Raw genomic sequence first — 22,011 nt, forward strand, 5'->3', positions numbered from 1 at the left:
AATATGATCACATCTGTTATAGGAAGGAAGTTTCTAAAAGCATATAATGAGAAATTCAATAAGCAATATGATGCAAAGAGTTTCTTTGTGGAAGTGTATTATCCGTTGTTCTTTGATTGCAATAAATATATGATGACTGCAGGAAATTCAAAATTAGAAAATCCTAAAATTACTTGGGATAAGATGATAAATGGCAAAATTTCATATGAAACTTCAGAAAGAAGGCATGAGCGTTTCAATTCTTTAATAAAGCAAATTGATGCAAATATTCCTGATGCAAGTGTTGCTGTAGGATATCCATCTTTGGATATAACAGCAACAACATCATCACAAATCACAAATATGAATATCGTTACATCTATTGATGATTTATATTTATCATGGATTGGCGCTTCTTTAGGTGTTGGCGTTAAAGGTGGACTCTCTATCATATTTTTTGACACAAAAATATTATTAGATATTTTTGAAGGCTGGATTTTATATAGGAGAATGCTTGAAGCAACTTCAAAAATGAAGGGTAATCAGATAACATCATGGAATTCTCAATGGCTTTTACATAAATATGATAAAAATAGATTTGTAGAAGGTAATCCTCTTGCAAATTTTAATAATATTCTGGAAACTTGTAAAGAAAAAAAATACATAGGATGCGTTCAGATTAAAATGTTGGAATGGACTTCTTTGTTAATAGCCATTTCAAAAAGTAATTATAATATCAATATAATGGGATATGTATATAGCTTCGGAACTATGAATAAAACGATAGGTTTTATTCCATTTATGTTAGATCAAATACGAAAACCAATCGATTTGTATCAAAAGTTGTTTGGATTTGGTAAAAAGGATATTGAAGAAAGTCTATGGGGAACGGCTTATGCCTTTTCTAGGTCCTGCCAAGCAGGTTCAATTGGATTAAAGGCAATGGAACCCAAAGGCCTAAAAGATTATATTTTTGATGGGGAAATACCAAAAAATAGTAATGATGAAAAAATACAAATTAATAATAATGTTTATTTAACTTGGATTATGGCTATGCTAAACAATGAACAATTATGGGATAAAGCTCAAGAGTTTGCAAATTATCTGCAGACTTATGCGTCTATTGAAAATAGAAGCAAAAATGAGAAAGTTAACAAAGTTATGAATGTATTAGAAACAACTAGTAAGTGCAATTTTTTTAAAGCATTGACTGATATTGTATCTGATATTGATAATAAAAATGATATAAAAGATATAGCAAAAATTGTCAATATTATGGAATCAGATAATGTTCCCTATTTTTTGGCTTTAGTGAGGTTTAACTATGCATTAATTAAAAAATAAAAAGATATGAATCCTTATATTTATTTAAGAGAATTAAGAAATGTAGAACACACAGTATTCTGTGTTCAAGACAGACAAAAAAGTTATCGTGACTTTCAATTTAATAGATTAATGGCTTATTCTAGTGGTCAACAAGTTAAACGCTCTATTATTCAGGCTATGGCTGATATACTTAATGTTAGAATGGCTCCAATTACATTTAACTGGCAAATTAGTGGTAACTCCCCTGCTAAACAAGGACAGCCATTTCATCCTTGTAATCCGACTTATATTGATCAACTTATAGGTGGTTACATGAAAGCTGAAAATGATGCCCTAACTATTAAGAGGAGAAGCCCGTTGTCTATATCTGCAATGCGTCCTCTACATCCTTTATTAGGAGGTTTGGAAAGAGAACCTGAAGCCGCTAATTTTGATAGAAAAGGATTTCCATCTACTTATAATTCTAAAGATGAAGTCGCCGGTGTCAATAATATTCGAGTATATAGAGTTGATGATAAAAAACAAATTGAGCTAACAGATAAAGAGTTAAATGATTGGTTAAAACAAAAAGAGAGGGAATTACCTCCCCATTATTATAATCCTAATTCTCAATATAGAGCTTCTGGGTTATATGTCTATGATGTGGCAATTGATTTGCGAACTTTATTTTGTGTTTCAACGAATCAAATAGAACCAGAGGTTTCCAAAGTAATGCTTGAAAATTTAAAAGAGAGAGGTTGGATAGAAACTGAAAATGTTTTTGGAAAATGTTTATTGTTGCCCAAGGAAGAGCGTGATAAAGTTATTCCTGCATTAGCAGATTCTTTAATCAATTGGCGTATAACTTCTAATCAAGCACGTACATTTAGTTTAATGGAAACATTAGCAGTTGCAATTAGTGACAATGCAAATACTATAGCTGCAACAATACGTGCAAAATTAATTGATGATGGTGAAAAACCCAAAGCAAAACCTATTGTAGAAAAAATTGATGGTGCAGATTTATATATAACCTTGCCTTGCGCAAATTATATAGTTACAGAATCAGAAAATGCAAATGCATTAGCAGAAGCAAAACAAGATCTTATTGATAGGATGAATGCGTTTGATTTTCAAAATCAAAAGTAACTATAAATATAATGAGCCTGTGTCGTAAAAAACATAGGCTCAATATTTTTTAGTATAATATGAATATAACCGGCACTCATTTTAACTATTTCCAAGTTTGCAAACGTAAGTTATGGCTTTTTGCTAACAACGTTAACTTTGAGCAGACTTCCGATCTCGTGTATGATGGTAAACTCATTCATGAGGATAGCTATCCATTGCGTTCTAGCAAATATGAAGAAGTAGAAATAGATGGTATTAAGGTAGATTATTACGATACCAAAAATAGAATAATCCATGAAATTAAAAAGTCTAATAAAATTGAACCTGCTCATGAATGGCAACTAAAATATTATATGTATGTGTTCGAACAACATGGCGTTACTGGTGTAACAGGTCTATTGGAATATCCAACATTAAGGAAAACGGAACAGGTGTTCCTTTCTGATGCAGATAGGAATATTATAAAAGGAATGTTGACAGATATTCGCAAAATTATAGAAAGTGAAGAGTGTCCTCCTCTTCAGAAAAAAGGTATATGCAAAAATTGTAGCTACTATGAGTTTTGTTTCACTAAAGAGATAGACGAATGAAAAAAACTTTTTATTTATTTAATCCTGGTATGCTTGAACGTAAAGATAATACACTGAAATTTACGCCTTTTCAAGTTGATGATGATGGTACAGAACATCCTATGCAACCTAGATATTTGCCTGTAGAGGATATTTCAGAATTTTATGTATTTGGAAGTCTTAAGGCAACTAGTTCTCTTTATAATTTTCTAGGACAAAAGGATATTGCTGTCCATTTCTTTGATTATTACGAGAATTATACGGGTAGTTTTATGCCGCGTGATAGCTTGCTATCAGGTAAAGTGTTGTTGGCTCAAACTGCTGCTTATCAGAATAAGAAAAAGAGAGTGGAGATAGCCCATAAGTTTATTGACGGTGCTGTTTGGAATATGCTTATGAATTTAAACTATTATAATAGACGTGGAAAAGAATTGGATGCTTCTATTGACAAGATAAAAGCGTTGGCTGATACAATATGCAGCACTAATACAGTTCCGGAGTTGATGGGTATAGAAGGACTTATAAGACAGGAATACTATACAGCATTTGATATTATTCTTAATGATTTTAATATGGGCTCTAGAACAAAACAGCCACCAGAAAACGAAGTTAATGCTTTGATATCGTTTGGTAATATGGTTTGCTATTCTGAAACGTTGCGTGCTATTCATCAGACACAATTAAATCCAACAATTAGTTATCTTCATACACCTGGAGAAAGACGCTATTCTTTATGTCTAGATGTGTCGGAAATATTTAAGCCAATAATTGTAGATAGGGTTATATTTAAGGTCCTCAATAAACGCCTTATTCAAAAGCAACATTTTGATAATAAATTGAATAGTTGTCTGCTTAATCAGAACGGGAAGAAAATTTATCTTAAAGCTATGGAAGAACGGTACGAAGAGACTTTTAAACACCGTTCGTTGGGCAGAAACGTAAGCTATAAGCATTTGATAAAACTAGAGTGCTATAAATTGCTTAAGGATTTGCTTGGCATAGAGGAATATAAACCGTTTAAAATGTATTGGTGATATGTATGTTATATTAGTTTATGATTTTGGAGAGAAGAGAGTCGGTAAAATGCTTAAACTTTGCCGTAAATATCTTAATTGGATTCAGAATTCTGTCTTTGAAGGCGAAATATCAGAAGTAAGACTAAAAGAACTAACGATAGCATCAAAAGCTTTTATGGATCCTTCAGAGGATAGTATTATAATATTTAGCAATCGTACAGGTTATTATATGGATAAGCATATTGTGGGAAAAGAGAGAATGAAACTTGACAACTTTCTTTAGGAAAAATGTCGATGCCCTAAATTTATGCTTTTTATTGTATTGACATTGTACAGAATTCGTTCTTTGACTTATTGTAACCCTATATAAATCAGAGGAATGTCGATCCCCTGAGAAAAATAAATAATTACACATCGACATATTTTTCGATTATTATTAGTATCTTTGCAACGCAAAAATGCCCTAATAATAAGGGCTACCCTATTCGTGATCATAGGGTCTTAATCGTACCTATATGGAATTGAAACTGGTGACTAAATCACCTTGTTTAGGTAGTAAATCGTCTTAATCGTACCTATATGGAATTGAAACTGCTTTAATCGTACATCTAATTCTACTTTCTTTGGTCTTAATCGTACCTATATGGAATTGAAACAGCTCATGAGAGTATCTTCGCATAAATCTGCGATAGTCTTAATCGTACCTATATGGAATTGAAACTACTGGGGCTAACTCTATAATTTGAGAATTGGTGGCGTCTTAATCGTACCTATATGGAATTGAAACCAAAGATGATGTTACCCTTATAATCTTTTCATCTTGGTCTTAATCGTACCTATATGGAATTGAAACCCTTTTTAGTTAAAGCATTGCTTTAACCCTCTAAGTCTTAATCGTACCTATATGGAATTGAAACCAAAATGAGGCCAAGATGATGTAAGAATAATGCTGTCTTAATCGTACCTATATGGAATTGAAACTCCATGTTCAGAGTTTATGGATAAAGTTAACAATTGTCTTAATCGTACCTATATGGAATTGAAACTTGATTTGGTTCTAACGTCGAATTAAGGACTTTTGCGTCTTAATCGTACCTATATGGAATTGAAACAAAACTGAAAGAAGTTTTCCCATCCTACGGTCTATGTCTTAATCGTACCTATATGGAATTGAAACTTATCATCTTTGACATCCTCTATGCCTGAAAACAAGTCTTAATCGTACCTATATGGAATTGAAACGATGGAAATTGCACCTTTGCAGTAAATGATACTGTGTCTTAATCGTACCTATATGGAATTGAAACTGAACTGAATGGTATACGTGTATCATTAGGTCTATCTGTCTTAATCGTACCTATATGGAATTGAAACTTCAGATAGTTAGCTAATGTTGTAAAAGCATTATGTCTTAATCGTACCTATATGGAATTGAAACTCGAGTTCAAGGCGTTCCATCTCGTCCTGATATTGTCTTAATCGTACCTATATGGAATTGAAACAAATATTCGCCTGCGATATCAGCAAGATTTTCTATGGTCTTAATCGTACCTATATGGAATTGAAACTGTTCGTTGACGATAAAGCAATTATCAGTATCTAATGTCTTAATCGTACCTATATGGAATTGAAACTAGAATTGTCCGTACTTTCCCGCTTTAAAATTCTTGTCTTAATCGTACCTATATGGAATTGAAACCTTATGACAAACTATGCTATCAATGAGGCGAATGGGTCTTAATCGTACCTATATGGAATTGAAACAAGGAAAGACAACATTTTTCATTAAAGGGATTTTCGTCTTAATCGTACCTATATGGAATTGAAACTTAATATGACAAATGGTGCTTGTAATGGATGCAAGTGTCTTAATCGTACCTATATGGAATTGAAACCTCGCTGTTGCATTTACGCCCGCTGCACAATACTTGTCTTAATCGTACCTATATGGAATTGAAACAAAGAAGCTTTCAAGAAAAAAGGAAAACATGTAATGTCTTAATCGTACCTATATGGAATTGAAACTACTTAAAAAAAATTATGGATTGCCTTTCATCGCAGTCTTAATCGTACCTATATGGAATTGAAACTGCGTACGATTACGTAGCAGGATAGTAGCCACAAGTCTTAATCGTACCTATATGGAATTGAAACTTTTTCATCCGCGGTGTCTTGTGCAGTAGATGCAGGTCTTAATCGTACCTATATGGAATTGAAACATTAAGTTACAGATATTACAATCTGAGCAATTGGAGTCTTAATCGTACCTATATGGAATTGAAACACATCCTGGTTAGATATATTTGATGCATTTATAGGTCTTAATCGTACCTATATGGAATTGAAACTACCTCACTCAAATTCAGAAGAAAGTTATTGGAAGTCTTAATCGTACCTATATGGAATTGAAACCAGCGTATGGGAGTGTGGCGGCAATGGGTATAGAGTGTCTTAATCGTACCTATATGGAATTGAAACAGATTTTTTAAAGTTACAGATAAAAATTATAATAGTCTTAATCGTACCTATATGGAATTGAAACTACGAGCTATTAAAGTAAAACAAGGCTTATTTATTGTCTTAATCGTACCTATATGGAATTGAAACTAGATATCATAAAAATAAATGCACAGCCTGAAAAGAGTCTTAATCGTACCTATATGGAATTGAAACTACCCGTCTCATACCCCTTAATCTTGTTTACTCCGTCTTAATCGTACCTATATGGAATTGAAACGTCCTCGAGGTCTTGTGGCTTTACCAACTGGCGTGTCTTAATCGTACCTATATGGAATTGAAACTGATAAACATATATTTAATATAACTTATTTCATTAATGTCTTAATCGTACCTATATGGAATTGAAACACAGGATGTCATGCTAAAGGTTCTAAAATACTTAGTCTTAATCGTACCTATATGGAATTGAAACACGTGCGTAGGTCTACTATCGATTTGCAATAGCGGGTCTTAATCGTACCTATATGGAATTGAAACAATCTGATTAAATGCAAGAATACAACGGATATTACTAGTCTTAATCGTACCTATATGGAATTGAAACTTTTGTTATCCCTTTCTATTTCGTCGATGAACTCAAGTCTTAATCGTACCTATATGGAATTGAATTTAGTTATTTGATAATTTTATTGCTAATGCTTGTTAATTAAAATAGTTCTTTATTTTAATTTAGTTGTGTGCGGGCACCTTAATATTTTTAATATAAAAAAATTGATATTGCCATTTTTTTTATATTTTTGCAGCCACTATATTAACTACAGAAGGAGATGGACAATAATACTATATTGAAATTCACAAGAGGAGATAGTGATGCATTTCATGACATCTTTAAATCTCTCTATCCTAGAATTTTTAACTTCGTATTGGGGTTCTTGAAAAATCATGATGATGCTGAGGATGCTACACAATTGGTTTTTATAAAGCTTTGGACTAACCATGAGAAGTTTGTTGCAGTTAATAATTTTGATTCTTATATATTTACACTTACTAAATATACAGTTTTAAATTATATAGCTGCAAAAAAAGTTGTGCCTCTTGATATAGATGTGATACCTGATATAAAGGGTGATGCATCTCCTTATGACAAACTAGTGGAGCATGATATGAAATTGCTTATAGATATGGTGGTGGAGGATATGCCAAAACAAAGGCAGACAATATATAGGATGAGTAGAGAACAGCATATGAAGAATGAAGAAATTGCAGAAAAATTGGGATTGCAGAAGAAAACTGTAGAGAATCATATCAATCTGGCTCTTTCGGACATTCGTAAGGCTATAATGATAATCACTATTTTACTTGCTAATTGGGTATGATACCTGTTTTAGTTGTCTTATAATTATAAAGGGAAAAGATATGGGTAAAGAACTGGGAAAAATAATTAGGTATTTTTTTAGCCATGATGTATCAGACGGGCTTCGCGAACGTGTATACAAGCGTATAACGATGCCTGGCGAGACTGATGCAGTAACTGACGAAATGCGTAAAATATGGGATGATCAGAATAATGCCTTAATGGATGATGATAGTGTTGAGGAGGCTTATAGTGATTTGTCTGTTCGTTTGGGACTTGATGATGGTAAGAAAAAGACTTTTAATATTAAGAAGATTCTGCGTATCGCGGCCATATGGATAATCCCTCTATTAGTATTGGGATTATCAATAAATGAATATATAAGTTATGACGCACAGCAAAAGCTACTTTCTGAGGTAGTGATGCGTCAGCGTTTTACAGCCATGGGTGAGGATGCTATAGTAGTATTGCCTGATGGAAGTAAGGTTCATTTAAATTCAGGAAGTATATTGTTATATCCTTCAAGGTTCGCTTCGAAAGAACGTAAGGTATATCTTTCAGGTGAGGCTTTCTTTGAGGTTACAAAGGATAAAACTCATCCGTTTATAGTGAATACACAATACCTTAGAATGAAAGTTTTAGGTACGAAATTTAATGTTTCTGCTTATCCTGCTGATAAAAAGGCTCAGACTACTCTTAAAACAGGAAGGGTGGAAGTAACTGTGGAGACAACAAATAAAAAGTATATACTTAATCCGAATGATCAGTTGACGTATACTTGTGGTAATAACAGTACAGTGCTGTCGAAGGTAAAGACTGCTTATTACACAGAATGGAGTGCCGGGTCTCTAAGTATAAATGATGAACCTTTAAGTACAGTAATCGAAAAGCTTGAACGATATTATAACGTAAAAATAAGATTGACTACGTCAAGATATAATAATCAGCGGATAATTGCACACTTTAACAAGAAAGAATCATTGGTTAATGTGATGACAATAATAAAAGCATTAATACCGGGAATGGAGTACGACATACAAAAAGATAAGGTTACAATAAGATAATATGAAAAGCGAACATTTGTTCGCTTTTCATTTCTTTACAAATATTAACACAATACATTTGGGTGTAACGGATTTTATGAATGTCTTATTATTAGATTTTTACTATAAATCACGTTAACACTAACTTAATAAATGAACATGAATCTAAAGAAAATTAAGGGCGTATGTCTATGTCTCTTATTATTTGGCAGTATGACTGTGAATGCACAGAAACTCTCTTTTAATAATGAAAGGACAACACTCAAAAAAGCTTTCGAGAAAATCGAATCTTTGTCAAAGTACAAATTCGCTTACAATTCTTCTCAATTGGATGAGAATCGTAATGTAACCTTAAATCAGAAGAATATTGATATACTGAAGGTTGTCAGTTATCTTCTATCCGGTACCAATTGCACGTATGAGATTAATGGCAATTATATTGTCATTACACAAAAGAAAACACAACCTAATAGTAAAAAAAAGAAACTGACGGGTTTTGTAAAGGATGAAAATGGAGACCCGGTAATTGGTGCTACTGTAATGCAGAAAGGTTCGTCGAATGGTACTATTACTGATCTTAATGGTAATTTTTCGATGGATGTAGCCGAGGATAGTCCTATTACTATTTCGTATATAGGATATAAGACGCAGACTGTTAAGATAAGTGGAAGGGATAAATGCATTGTGACGATGAGCAATGACAACAAACTTCTAAATGAAGTGGTGGTGGTAGGATATGGCACAATGCGTAAGAGTGACCTTACCGGTGCGGTATCTTCTATATCATCGAAAGATGTATCAAATGCTCCGGTATCAAACATCGGCCAGGCAATAGAAGGAAAGGTTCCGGGTCTTCAGGTTGTTGACGCAGGAAAACCCGGTGATAACGTAACAATAAAGATACGAGGCTTGGGATCTATCAACAATTGTGATCCGCTAGTGGTCATTGATGGAGTGCCTACCGATCTAGGATTGAATGCATTGAATACATCTGATATTGAGCGTCTGGATGTACTTAAAGATGCATCTGCAACTGCGATATACGGTTCTCGTGGTGCGAATGGTGTTATTATGATAACCACTAAGAAAGGAAAGGAAGGACAGGGCAGACTTTCGTTGACTGCAAACTTCTCAATGCAGCATGCTATGAATATACCTAACTTGTTGAATGCAAGCCAATATGCAGCTCTGAGTAATGATATGATGAATAATAGCGGGCGTAATGCAAATCCGGAATGGGAAGATCCTTCTGTTATTAAAAAAAGTACAGACTGGATGGACGAACTATTGCGCAGTGGTTTTATGCAGAATTATACAGTGAGTTACTCTGGTGGAAGTGACAAGGCTCATTATTATATTTCAGGAGGTCTTTTAGACCAGAGCGGTATAGTAAAAAGTGTAAGTTATCGTCGCTATACATTCCAGGCAAATAGTGATGCTCAGGTTCTGAAATGGTTGAAGTTCACTGACAACATAGCAATAAGTGCAGATGAACATAAGGAAGGCACATATGATATAGGTTCTACAATGAAAGCTCTACCTGTTTTTGCTGTAAAGGATGATAATGGAAACTGGACTGGTCCTGAGGGGAATTCAGACTGGTATGGAAGCGTACGCAATCCAATAGGTACTACAGAACTAAATAAAAACAAAACGAACGGATATAATTTACTAACCAATCTTACCGGTGAGATCACATTCGCAAAATGGCTAAAGTTCAGAAGCACTCTTGGCCTTGATGCCAAATTCTGGTATTATGATAATTATACACCTAAGTATAATTGGAAACCAACTCCTGTAGAAGAGAGTTCAAGATATAAAGGAGATAACAAATCGTTTACTTATCTTTGGGATAATTATTTCATACTGGATTATACTTTTGCTCAGAAGCATCATGTTGGTCTTATGGCAGGAACTTCAGCACAATGGAATGATTATGATTATCTTAATGCTCAGAAAAACATTTTTGCTTTTGAGAATGTACATGAGATGGATAACGGACAAAAGATGTATGCAATAGGTGGAAATGAAACAGAATGGTCGTTATTCTCTTATATGGCACGTGCTAATTATGATTATTCGAATAAATATCTTTTGACAGCAACGATACGTCGTGATGGAAGTAGCCGTTTTGGACGTAATCACCGCTGGGGTACTTTCCCATCTTTATCTTTGGCATGGCGTATGTCTGAAGAAAAGTGGTTCCCAAAATCTGATATACTAAGTGATTTGAAAATTCGTGCCGGATATGGCGTGACTGGTAGTCAGGCAAGTGTAGGCAATTACAGTTATATGGCTACATATAATACCAGTGTGTATCCATTTGGAACTTCCGGTAAAGAACAGAGTGCACTTGTATCTACTACATTGTCTAACCCTGATATACATTGGGAACAGGTGGCTCAGACCAATCTTGGATTTGATGCGGTGTTGCTTAATCAGAGAGTTATGCTAACTGTTGATGCTTATATTAAGAGAACTAGTGACATGCTGGTAAAGGCATCAATACCTATTACATCTGGTTTTGAGGATACAAGTGTTACATATACTAATGCAGGAAAAGTAGAAAACAAAGGTATAGAAATAGCATTGCATACAGTAAATATGAAAGGCTTATTAAACTGGCAGACTGATTTATCTCTTACATTCAATAAGAATAAAATAAAGGACTTGAATAGTAGTGTGCCTTATTATATCAATCAGATTAACAATTCTTATGTCACAATGCTTGCAAAAAATTATCCTATTAATGTATTCTATGGATATGTAACTGATGGAATATTCCAGAACCAGAATGATGTAAAAAATCATGCAGTCCAAACAGGAGCTGAGCCGGGTGACATACGTTTTAAAGATCTCAATAATGATGGCGTAATAAATGATAATGACCGAACTGTTATTGGCAATCCTAATCCTACTATTCTATATTCTATGAACAATAACCTGTCGTATAAAGGTTTTGAATTGTCAATTTATCTCCAGGGAGTAGCCGGGAATAAAATCTTTAATGCGAATAACATTGATCTAACCGGAATGTCTGCAGCTTATAATCAGTCTACAGATGTGTTAGGCCGTTGGACTGGTGAGGGCACAAGCAACTTTATGCCACGTGCAGTGTTTGGTGATCCAAATCAGAATAACCGTATATCAGATCGATATGTAGAGAATGGATCTTACCTTAGAATAAAAAATATCTCACTTTCGTATGATTTACCTAAATCATGGCTTAGTAAAATACAATTGGAAAGTGCACGACTTATTCTTTCGTGCGAGAATGTCGCTACTATAACGGGATATTCAGGATTCGATCCTGAAGTGGATCTTAATGGAATAGATCTCGCCAGATATCCAATATCAAGAACGTTTAATGTGGGATTCAATATAAATTTCTAAATGATAAGTACAATGAAAAAGACATATATCCTAGCACTGTCAGCAGTAGCTCTTTTATTTTCATCTTGCAGTGACTTTCTGGATAAATCACCAAAAAATACTGTTGATCCTGAAACATCAGTAACTGATGATGTAGCTGTAGCTATGACTAATGCATGTTATCGTACATTGCAATCATCAAATATGTATAACCAGCGTTTATGGACTTTGGACATAGTAGCCGGGAATAGTGAAGTAGGTGCCGGAGGTGGCACTGATGGAATTGAAACGGTTCAGGCGTCTAATTTTACTACTCAGAGTGATAATGGTATGGCACTATATATGTGGCGATCTCCATGGGTAGGCATCGGACAATGCAATATAGTAATAAAAGATCTTGAAGGCAATGCTGATGATAATATAAAAGAGCGTTGTCTTGGAGAAGCATATTTCTTACGGGCACATTATTACTATGTGCTTGTGCGACTATATGGTGGAGTTCCTCTGAGACTGGAACCTTTTACGCCTGGAGATAATACGGCAATTGCGCGTGCGTCTAAAGAAGAGGTTTACTCTCAGATAATGAGTGATTGTAATAAGGCTATAAGTATATTGCCGGCTAAGTCTGAATATGACAAAGATAATGTAGGAAGGGCTTCTAAGGACGCTGCACTAACTATGCTTGCTGACGCTTATCTAACGTTGGCACCTGATAATAAAAATAATTATAGTCATGTGGTTAATCTTTGCGATTCTGTTACAGCTCTTGGGTATGACCTTGGCAATTGCAATTATAAAGATAATTTTGATGCTACTGTCAATAATGGCCCTGAATCTATATTTGAGGTACAGTTTTCCGGTAATACGGAATATGATTTCTGGGGTAATAACCCTCAATCAAGTTGGCTTTCTACATTTATGGGGCCCCGTAATTCAGACTTCGTAGCCGGCGGATATGGATGGAATCAGCCTACTCAGGAGTTTGTAGATCAGTATGAAGCTGGTGACAAACGTAAAGACCTTACTGTATTGTATTCAGGTTGTCCGGATTTTGACGGGAAAACATATAAATCTTCTTATTCAAATACAGGTTATAATGTAAGGAAATTCTTGGTGCCAAAATCAATATCTCCTGAATACAATACCAATCCAGCTAATTTCGTAGTATACCGTTATGCAGATATACTTTTGATGAAAGCTGAGGCTCTTAATGAAATGGGACAAACAGGAAAGGCTGCTGAACCTCTTAATATAGTTCGTGACAGAGCAGGACTTACCCATGTGTCTAATCTCTCACAAAATGATATGAGAGAGAAGATAATACATGAGCGTCGTATGGAATTCGCTTTTGAGGGATACCGATGGTTTGATATGATACGTATAGACCATGGGAACTATGCAGTAAGTTTTCTAAAATCTATAGGGAAAAAGAATGTTACCAAAGACCGTTTACTATTCCCAATACCCCAAACAGAAATGGATGCAAATTCTCTTATGAAACAAAATCCGGGTTATTAATCTAATTAATTATAATAATATTTATGAAACAGTATATTTATAGTCTATTATTCATATTGCTTGGTATAGTATCTCTATCATCATGCTCGGATAATGATTATGCAGAAATGAATAAGGGATTTAATCAACTGGCCATTACTGCCAATCAGACAGACATACAACTGAATGAGCAGGAGCATGCTAGTGAGGCTGTAGCTTTCAGTTGGACCTCTGGTAACAACTATGGTACAGGCAATAGAATCTCTTATACGTTGGAATTAGCTAAGTCGGGAACAAACTTCTCACATCCTTATGTTGAGATAGATAGTGTTCCGCAGAATTACTCATGGAGCGTTAATAATGAAGATCTTAATAAATTATTGATTGACAGTATAGGTGCAGTTGCTGGTGTATCCACAAAAATTGATGCACGTATAATAGCTTATGTGGCCGGGCAGCCGGAAGTACAGCAATCTGACATGACAATTAGTGTTACTCCTTATGTACCTGTAACAAATACATTGTATATGCTTGGTGATGCTACGCCTAATGGTTGGAGTGCAGATAATGCTACCGAACTGACACGAACAGATAACGGTATATTTACTTGGGAAGGTAAACTTACTGTAGGTTCATATAAGTTTATTACAACTAAGGGACAGTTTTTGCCGTCTTACAACAATAATGGAAAAGATAGTCTCACTTTACGTACAAGTGATGATCAACCCGATGGAAAGTTTTCTATAACTGAAGAGCACTATTATCAGATGAAGGTGAATCTTCTTACCGGAGCTATTACTTGTACAGAGTCTTCAGGGGCATCGCCTGCTTATAGCAATCTTTATTTTGTGGGAGACATGACTGGTTGGAGCTTCATAAAGATGAGTGTAGATCCTTTAGATCCATTCTTGTTCCGTTATGGGCATTATTTTTCATCTTCAGAAAAAGGTGATTTCAAATTTGGAACAACTGATGGCAGTTGGGAGAATATGTATAAAGCTACTCAGGATAAAGCACCGTATACAGATCAGAATATTGAATTGGTCAAAGGTTCCTCGCCTGATTACAAATGGTCGCTTCAAGACAATCAATGCGGTAAGGCATATAAGTTATGCGTTGACATACATTCAGGCAAGGAAAAGATGATGATGAAAGAATTTACACCATATAATATGATTTATCTTGTAGGTGATGCTACACCAAGTGGTTGGGATCTTTCTAATGCGACAGCGATGACAACATCGAGTGCTTATGTATCAACTTGGACAGGACATCTGAATGCTGGTGAACTTAAATTCTCATGTGATAAGCAATCAGACTGGAATGGAGCATGGTTTATGTGTGCTCAAGGTAATGATAAAGAACCGACAGGTAATATAGAAAAAGCTCTGTTCATAGATAAGAGCAGCGATTATCTTAAAGCACAGTATGGAGATTTATCTATTAGCGGCATTGATAATAAGTGGAAAATAACTAAGTCGGGTGATTATACAATTACAATTAATCAACTTGAAGAAACAGTATCTATAGTAAAACAATAAAAAGTAATGAAGATGAAACTAAATGCATATATACTTTTGCCACTACTTCTCATAGCTTGCAGCAATAGTGATGGGAGCCCTTCTGATAATGGTGGTGGAAGTAATACAGGTGCAGTAATCGTAAATGGAATAACAGCAGACCTCAGTCTGGAAATGAAAACAGACAAAGCTTGTTATAAACCGGGTGAGCCGGTGACATTCAGTGTTGAAGGATCTTTGCCCCTTGGGGCAAAGATCCGTTACCGCCATGGTAATGATGTTATATCTTACGCAGATATTACAAACAACACATGGACTTGGACGCCACCAACGACTGACTTCACAGGCTATCTAGCAGATATATATACACAGAAAGATAATACATCTCAGACCATTTACGGTACAATAGCTGTAGACGTATCAAGTGACTGGACAGCATTCCCGCGTTATGGATTCGTGGCAAGTTATGATGCATCAAAGACTTCTGATGTTATAGCCAATGAGATGTCTTTTCTTAGCAGATGTCACATTAATGGTATACAATTCTATGATTGGCAAAACAAGCATCATTGGCCTTTGGGCGGTACACGCGATCAGTTGCAGACTACTTATAAAGATATAGCTAATCGTAATACGTATACAAGTGTAATAAAAGATTATATCAGTCAGCAGCATAAACTTGGCATGAAATGTATGTTCTATAATCTATGCTATGGAGCTCTATCGGATGCAAGTCGTGATGGAGTACAGGATCAATGGTATTTGTATAAAGATGGGAACCATCAAAATAAGGATGTGTTGACACTTCCTTCATCATGGAAAAGTAGTATTTATCTTATGGATCCATCAAATAAAGACTGGCAAAATTATATATCTGAACGAAATGATGATGTATATACTAATTTAGATTTTGATGGATATCATATAGACCAGGTCGGGGATCGTGGAAGTGTATATAATTATGATGGTACAAAAGTGGATCTTCCTTCAGGTTTCGGCTCTTTTATTACAGCAATAAAGGCAAAACATCCTGATCGCCGTCTTGTTATGAATGCTGTTTCCAGTTTCGGAACAAAAGAGATAGCATCTACAAATGATGTGGATTTCCTTTATAATGAATTATGGGACAGTCAGAAACAGTTCAATGATATTTATTCAATTATATCTGCCAATAATCAAAACAGTAATAATACTAGAAAAACGGTATTGGCTGCTTATATGAATTATAATTTAAGTTCCGGCAATTTTAATATACCGGGAGTCTTGATGGCTGATGCTGTAATGTTTGGTTTAGGAGGAGATCATCTTGAATTAGGTGGCGACCATATGCTATGCAATGAATACTTCCCGAATAGCAAGTTAGCCATGAGCGAATTACTTAAAACTTATATAATAAGGTATTATGATTTTGCAACAGCTTATCAGAATTTGCTTCGTGGAGAAGGTACGGAAACGACTCTTGATATAAGTTCTTCGAATAGTGATGCAATCATAAATGTATGGCCTCCGAAACTCAAAGGAATAACATCATATTCGAGAGTAGTTGATGGCAAGCAGGTTATAAGTCTTTTTAATTTCATAAAGGCGAAAGACCTTATGTGGCGTGATGCTGACGGAACTGCACCACTACCTAAAATATTGAATGATGTACAATTGACTATAAAATTATCGAATAAGGTAAACAAGATATGGGCTGCTACTCCTGATGCTATAGCAGGTGCTCCTGTGGAATTGTCATTCAAACAGTCCAATGGTGTGGTAACATTCACTTTACCTTATTTAAAATATTGGACAATGATAGTAATAGAATAATAAAATGAGAAAGTATATTTTAGTGTTTTTTATGGTAATATGTGCCCTGCAGATGTCTGCTTTTAAGCAGACATCGCCATCGGGGCGTATTGTATTAGATGTTGAATTGGATAACAATGGTTCACCATATTACAGGCTGCAATACAAAGGAAAGAATGTAATACTGTCAAGTAAATTAGGATTCTCACTTTTTGATGCAGAAGATATGCTTGATAAATTTGAGGTAGATAGTACTAATAAGACTTCTTTTGATGAAACTTGGCAGCCTGTATGGGGTGAAACTAAAAATATTCGTAATCATTATAATGAATTATTTGTGTCATTAAAACAAAAGAATACAGGACGGATAATGAATTTACGATTCCGCGTATATGATGAAGGCATAGGATTAAGATATGAATTCCCCCAACAGAAGTCTCTTAATTATTTTGTAATAAAAGAAGAACACACGCAGTTCGCAATGACTGGTGATCATACTGCATGGTGGTTACCTGGAGATTATGATACAGAAGAGTATGAAACTGTAACTTCTCATCTGTCGGAGATAAGAGGACTGATGAAAAAATCTGTTACGTCAAATGCTTCTCAGACAGTATTCTCGCCTACAGGTGTACAAACATCTTTGCAGATGAAAAGTAAAGATGGACTATATATAAATATCCATGAAGCTGCATGCGTAGATTATCCAACCATGAGCCTTAATCTAGATGATAAGAATATGGTATTCGAATCATGGCTAACACCTGATGCACAAGGCAAAAAGGGATATATGCAGACACCTTGTCATACACCTTGGCGAACGGTGATGGTTAGTGATGATGCTCGTGATATGCTATCGTCAAATCTTATACTGAATCTGAATGAACCTTGCGCACTTAAAGATGTTTCATGGATACATCCTGTAAAATATTGTGGTGTATGGTGGGAGATGATTGTTGGACGTAATTCATGGAGCTATACTGATGACTATCCTTCTGTACGTCTTGGCGAAACTGATTATAGTAAGTGTAGACCGAATGGTACTCATGGAGCTAATAATCAAGAAGTAAAAAAATATATTGATTTTGCTGCAAAAAACGGGCTGAATGAAGTCTTGGTAGAAGGATGGAACCAAGGATGGGAAGACTGGTTCGGACATTCAAAGTTTGATGTATTTGATTTCGTTACACCGTATCCTGATTTTGATATTAAAATGCTCAATGATTATGCACACTCAAAAGGTGTAAAATTGATGATGCATCATGAGACATCTTCATCGGTTACAAATTATGAGAGACATATGGAAGATGCATATAATCTTATGAATAAATATGGTTATGATGCTGTTAAGAGTGGATATGTAGGAGATATAATACCTCGAGGAGAGCACCACTATGGACAGTTTATGAACAACCACTATCTTTATGCTGTAAAAGAAGCTGCAAAACACCATATTATGGTAAATGCACATGAGGCATCACGACCAACCGGACTTTGTCGTACATATCCTAATCTTATAGGTAATGAGGCTGCGCGAGGTACCGAATACGAAGCTTTTGGAGGTAGTAACCCAGATCATACAGTAATTCTTCCATTCACTCGTCTTCAGGGTGGTCCAATGGACTATACTCCTGGAATATTTGAAACACAACTTAATACATGGTCTTCTAATAAGTCTTATGTACATACTACTCTATGTGGGCAGCTATCATTATATCTTGTTATGTATAGTCCATTGCAGATGGCAGCAGATCTGCCGGAACATTACGAAAAATACGATGATGCTTTCCAGTTTATACGAGATGTTGCTGTAGACTGGGATGATACAAAATACCTTGAGGCAGAGCCAGGAGACTATATTACAGTAGCACGTAAGGCTAAGGGTACTAATAATTGGTTTGTAGGAGGTAAGTGTGATGAAAACGGTCATGTAGCAGTAGTCCGTATGGACTTTCTTGATAAAGGACGTAAATATAGATGCGATATATATCAAGATGCAAAAGATGCTGATTATCAGAAGAATCCTAAAGCATATACAATAACGCACCGTATCGTAAAAAGAGGCGATGTATTGAAGATAAAGGAGGCAAGTGGTGGTGGTTTCGCCATGTCTTTATTTGCCAAATAAACTTATAATAAGAGAGATAGAATCATTCTGTCTCTCTTATTTTGTTGGGTTAACATTCTTATTTAAAAATAACACCATCAATTATAACTGACCATCCATAATAAAAAGCAAGTATTAATAACCATCAAAACGGAATTTGTTAGAAAATTTGTTAAAACAAATGACTAATAACCATTCTTACAAGAATAAATATTAACTTTGCATGATATTTTATAAATCAATAAAAAAATAAAAATGGATAAATTAAGTTACGCCTTGGGATTAGGCATAGGACGCCAGTTAGCACAGATGGGTGCAGGCGAACTCAACATAGACGACTTCGCAATTGCTATTAAGGATGTGATAGCCGGAAATGAACTGAAAGTTTCTAATCAAGACGCACAAACAATAGTACAAGATTTTTTCGCAAAACAAGAAGCTAAGCAAAAAGCAGAAAGCGCTGAGAAAGGCAAGACTGCTAAAAGTGAAGGTGAAAAATATCTTGCAGATAATGCTAAAAAAGATGGCGTGATGACGCTACCTAGCGGATTGCAATACATGGTCGTAAAAGAGGGTAACGGAAAGAAGCCTAAGGCTACTGATCAGGTAAAATGTCATTATGAAGGTATGCTTGTAGACGGAACAATGTTTGACAGCAGCATACAGCGTGGCGAACCGGCTACATTCCCATTAAATCAAGTTATTGCAGGATGGACTGAGGGTCTGCAACTTATGCAGGAAGGTGCTAAATATCGTTTCTTCATACCTTATACATTAGGTTATGGCGAGACTGGTGCAGCTGGTGCAATACCTCCATTCTCTGCACTTATCTTTGACGTAGAACTAATAGAAGTTATATAATTAATAAGACTAATTAAATGAAAAAATTAAGCATCGTAGCCGTTATGGCTATTGCAGCCGCAGCATTCACATCTTGCGGTAATTCCACTCCTAAGGCTGACCTTAAGAATGATGTTGACTCAATGAGCTATGCAATAGGTATGGCTCAGACTCAAGGTTTGAAAGAGTATCTAGTGGGACGTCTCGGTGTTGACACTACATACATGGATGAGTTCATAAAGGGTCTTAATGAGGGTGCAAATGCAGGTGACGATAAGAAAAAGGCTGCTTACTATGCTGGTATCCAGATAGGACAGCAGATATCTCAGCAGATGATAAAGGGCGTAAACCACGAGGTCTTCGGAGCTGACTCTACAAAATCTATATCTCTTAAGAATTTCATGGCAGGTTTCATCAGTGGAACTACTGGAAAGAAGGGACTTATGACCGCTGCTCAGGCTAATACTATTGCTCAGTTTAAGATGCAGCAGATTAAGGCTAAAAATATGATGAAACAGTATGGCGTAAATAAAACTGCAGGTGATAAATTCCTCGCTGCAAACGCTAAAAAAGCTGGTGTAAAGACTCTTCCTGGTGGTGTACAATATCGTGTTATTAAAGAGGGTACCGGTGATATTCCAAAAGATACTTCTATGGTAAAGTGCAACTATGAGGGACGCACTATAGACGGTAAGGTATTTGATAGTTCATATAAACGTAAACAGCCTATCGCTTTACGTGCTAACCAGGTAATCAAGGGATGGACTGAGGCTTTGACTCATATGCCTGTAGGTTCTGTATGGGAAGTTTATATACCTCAGGACAAAGCTTATGGAGAACGTGAGCAGGGTGGTATCAAACCATTCTCTACTCTTATATTCAAGATTGAACTTCTCTCTATTGGTGGAAAATAATTTCTAATCTTATATATGAAAAGTAAGGTAATAATATTGGCACTCGCTTTTATGGCGAGTGCTTCTTCTGTTGTAGCTGGAGGCGCAAAGAAGAAACAGGTTCAGAAGACTCCTGTTCAAACGGTTTTTAAATTAAATTCTTCTATTGATTCTATTAGTTATGCTGGTGGTAAATCAATGACACAGGGTTTAGTGTCTTTCATACAGCAGCAGAATGGTGTGGATACTACTTATATGGCTGACTTCGTACGTGGTTTTGAAGAGGCTATAAGCAAGAGTAAAGATCCTAAGTTTACTGCTTATGCTACTGGTATGCAGATAGCAAGTCAGGTGGAAAGACAGATGCTACCTAATATGTCTGCTCAATTTAAGGATAGCCCAGACTCTATCAATAAGGATGTGTTCTACAAAGGATTTACAGATGCGCTACTGAAGAATAACAGTATTATGACTTCTGTTGTGGCTGAGAAATACTTTAGAGACAAAATGGAGGCTGACAAGGCTGCCAGAACTGAAAAATTGTATGGAGCAAATCGCAAAGCTGGTGAGGATTTCTTGGCTGCTAATGCAAAAAAGGACAGCGTAACTGTTTTACCTGACGGACTGCAGTATAAGGTGCTGGTAAAAGGCACTGGCGTGACTCCGAAGAGTACTGATAAGGTAAGAGTAAAATACGAAGGTAAGTTTATTGACGGTACAACATTTGATAGCTCATACAACCGTGGAGATGGTACAAATACTTTTGTTGCCAGTCAGGTAATAAAAGGATGGACTGAGGCTCTGACATTGATGCCAGAAGGAAGCAAATGGCAAATTTTCGTTCCTTATTCTTTGGCTTACGGTGAGCGTGATATGGATAAAATCAAACCATACAGTGCATTGGTGTTCACTATAGAACTTGTTGCTGTAAATCCTGATGAGAAAGCTGATGCTGCCAAAGTTGGCGCACAAAGTTCAAAAGGTGCAAAAGATGCAAAAAGCAAGGAAATGAAGAAAAAGAGAAAGTAAAAATAAATACTCTTAAGAATGTAAACTCCTCATTTATAAAATGAGGAGTTTTTTCGTTTTTACCACACTTTATATACATTTTGACCTTTTTATCTATTTTCTATT

Annotated in this window: 15 protein-coding genes and 1 CRISPR repeat array; all 15 genes read left to right on the plus strand. The window is 35.5% G+C overall.

Features of this window, described 5'->3' with window-relative positions:
• The first annotated feature begins 3 nt into the window (after positions 1-3).
• The 15 genes from XYLOR_RS11110 (at position 4) to bamJ (XYLOR_RS11180) (ending at position 21,906) form a co-directional block, all read left to right on the plus strand.
• Positions 4-1,323 carry a hypothetical protein gene (locus XYLOR_RS11110; RefSeq protein ID WP_036879515.1) on the plus strand — a complete coding sequence of 440 codons (1,320 nt, stop codon included), beginning with the start codon at positions 4-6 and terminating at the stop codon, positions 1,321-1,323.
• 6 nt (positions 1,324-1,329) lie between these two features.
• Complete coding sequence (locus tag XYLOR_RS11115) at positions 1,330-2,433, plus strand: CRISPR-associated protein Cas7/Cst2/DevR, subtype I-B/TNEAP (protein ID WP_036879517.1); 1,104 nt, start codon at positions 1,330-1,332, stop codon at positions 2,431-2,433.
• Between the two features lie 59 nt (positions 2,434-2,492).
• Entirely contained in the window at positions 2,493-3,005 is a 513-nt protein-coding gene (gene cas4 / locus XYLOR_RS11120; protein ID WP_036879519.1) for a CRISPR-associated protein Cas4, read from the plus strand.
• A complete protein-coding gene (gene cas1b / locus XYLOR_RS11125) occupies positions 3,002-4,018 on the plus strand; it encodes a type I-B CRISPR-associated endonuclease Cas1b (RefSeq protein WP_036879521.1) in 1,017 nt (338 codons plus the stop codon). The genes cas4 and cas1b overlap by 4 nt, the downstream gene beginning before the upstream one ends.
• Position 4,019: 1 nt before the next feature.
• Entirely contained in the window at positions 4,020-4,283 is a 264-nt protein-coding gene (cas2, locus tag XYLOR_RS11130) for a CRISPR-associated endonuclease Cas2 (protein ID WP_036879523.1), read from the plus strand.
• A gap of 215 nt (positions 4,284-4,498) precedes the next feature.
• Positions 4,499-7,130: a CRISPR direct-repeat array (repeat unit 30 nt; unit sequence GTCTTAATCGTACCTATATGGAATTGAAAC).
• 157 nt (positions 7,131-7,287) lie between these two features.
• Entirely contained in the window at positions 7,288-7,836 is a 549-nt protein-coding gene (locus tag XYLOR_RS11135; protein WP_036879524.1) for an RNA polymerase sigma-70 factor, read from the plus strand.
• 40 nt (positions 7,837-7,876) lie between these two features.
• Positions 7,877-8,878: a FecR family protein gene (locus XYLOR_RS11140; protein WP_036879526.1), complete on the plus strand. Its 1,002-nt coding sequence runs from the start codon at positions 7,877-7,879 to the stop codon at positions 8,876-8,878.
• Positions 8,879-9,016: 138 nt separating this feature from the next.
• On the plus strand, positions 9,017-12,250 hold the full coding sequence (locus tag XYLOR_RS11145) for a TonB-dependent receptor (protein ID WP_245602005.1): 3,234 nt from the start codon (positions 9,017-9,019) through the stop codon (positions 12,248-12,250).
• Between the two features lie 12 nt (positions 12,251-12,262).
• Positions 12,263-13,747, plus strand: a complete 1,485-nt coding sequence (locus XYLOR_RS11150) for a RagB/SusD family nutrient uptake outer membrane protein (protein ID WP_036881048.1) — start codon at positions 12,263-12,265, stop codon at positions 13,745-13,747.
• Between the two features lie 23 nt (positions 13,748-13,770).
• Positions 13,771-15,267, plus strand: coding sequence for a SusE domain-containing protein (locus tag XYLOR_RS11155; RefSeq protein WP_036879527.1), 1,497 nt, complete (start codon positions 13,771-13,773; stop codon positions 15,265-15,267).
• 12 nt (positions 15,268-15,279) lie between these two features.
• Entirely contained in the window at positions 15,280-17,058 is a 1,779-nt protein-coding gene (locus XYLOR_RS11160) for an endo-dextranase (protein ID WP_036879529.1), read from the plus strand.
• A gap of 4 nt (positions 17,059-17,062) precedes the next feature.
• Positions 17,063-19,165 carry a glycoside hydrolase family 97 protein gene (locus tag XYLOR_RS11165; protein WP_036879531.1) on the plus strand — a complete coding sequence of 701 codons (2,103 nt, stop codon included), beginning with the start codon at positions 17,063-17,065 and terminating at the stop codon, positions 19,163-19,165.
• Positions 19,166-19,399: 234 nt separating this feature from the next.
• Entirely contained in the window at positions 19,400-20,005 is a 606-nt protein-coding gene (gene bamJ, locus XYLOR_RS11170; RefSeq protein ID WP_036879535.1) for a BamJ family beta-barrel-assembly machinery protein, read from the plus strand.
• Between the two features lie 17 nt (positions 20,006-20,022).
• On the plus strand, positions 20,023-20,898 hold the full coding sequence (gene bamJ, locus XYLOR_RS11175; protein ID WP_036879541.1) for a BamJ family beta-barrel-assembly machinery protein: 876 nt from the start codon (positions 20,023-20,025) through the stop codon (positions 20,896-20,898).
• A 15-nt stretch (positions 20,899-20,913) separates the two neighbouring features.
• A complete protein-coding gene (bamJ, locus tag XYLOR_RS11180; protein WP_036879542.1) occupies positions 20,914-21,906 on the plus strand; it encodes a BamJ family beta-barrel-assembly machinery protein in 993 nt (330 codons plus the stop codon).
• The last annotated feature ends 105 nt before the right edge of the window (positions 21,907-22,011 follow it).

Origin of the sequence: Xylanibacter oryzae DSM 17970, assembly GCF_000585355.1 — a bacterium.
Lineage (GTDB): Bacteria > Bacteroidota > Bacteroidia > Bacteroidales > Bacteroidaceae > Prevotella > Prevotella oryzae.

What these genes read in the sequence shown, in the direction of transcription:
- XYLOR_RS11110 (WP_036879515.1), top strand. Translation starts at nt 4, where the DNA reads ATGATCACATCTGTTATAGGAAGGAAGTTTCTAAAAGCATATAATGAG.
- XYLOR_RS11115 (WP_036879517.1), top strand. Translation starts at nt 1,330, where the DNA reads ATGAATCCTTATATTTATTTAAGAGAATTAAGAAATGTAGAACACACA.
- cas4 (WP_036879519.1), top strand. Translation starts at nt 2,493, where the DNA reads ATGAATATAACCGGCACTCATTTTAACTATTTCCAAGTTTGCAAACGT.
- cas1b (WP_036879521.1), top strand. Translation starts at nt 3,002, where the DNA reads ATGAAAAAAACTTTTTATTTATTTAATCCTGGTATGCTTGAACGTAAA.
- cas2 (WP_036879523.1), top strand. Translation starts at nt 4,020, where the DNA reads ATGTATGTTATATTAGTTTATGATTTTGGAGAGAAGAGAGTCGGTAAA.
- XYLOR_RS11135 (WP_036879524.1), top strand. Translation starts at nt 7,288, where the DNA reads ATGGACAATAATACTATATTGAAATTCACAAGAGGAGATAGTGATGCA.
- XYLOR_RS11140 (WP_036879526.1), top strand. Translation starts at nt 7,877, where the DNA reads ATGGGTAAAGAACTGGGAAAAATAATTAGGTATTTTTTTAGCCATGAT.
- XYLOR_RS11145 (WP_245602005.1), top strand. Translation starts at nt 9,017, where the DNA reads ATGAATCTAAAGAAAATTAAGGGCGTATGTCTATGTCTCTTATTATTT.
- XYLOR_RS11150 (WP_036881048.1), top strand. Translation starts at nt 12,263, where the DNA reads ATGAAAAAGACATATATCCTAGCACTGTCAGCAGTAGCTCTTTTATTT.
- XYLOR_RS11155 (WP_036879527.1), top strand. Translation starts at nt 13,771, where the DNA reads ATGAAACAGTATATTTATAGTCTATTATTCATATTGCTTGGTATAGTA.
- XYLOR_RS11160 (WP_036879529.1), top strand. Translation starts at nt 15,280, where the DNA reads ATGAAACTAAATGCATATATACTTTTGCCACTACTTCTCATAGCTTGC.
- XYLOR_RS11165 (WP_036879531.1), top strand. Translation starts at nt 17,063, where the DNA reads ATGAGAAAGTATATTTTAGTGTTTTTTATGGTAATATGTGCCCTGCAG.
- bamJ (WP_036879535.1), top strand. Translation starts at nt 19,400, where the DNA reads ATGGATAAATTAAGTTACGCCTTGGGATTAGGCATAGGACGCCAGTTA.
- bamJ (WP_036879541.1), top strand. Translation starts at nt 20,023, where the DNA reads ATGAAAAAATTAAGCATCGTAGCCGTTATGGCTATTGCAGCCGCAGCA.
- bamJ (WP_036879542.1), top strand. Translation starts at nt 20,914, where the DNA reads ATGAAAAGTAAGGTAATAATATTGGCACTCGCTTTTATGGCGAGTGCT.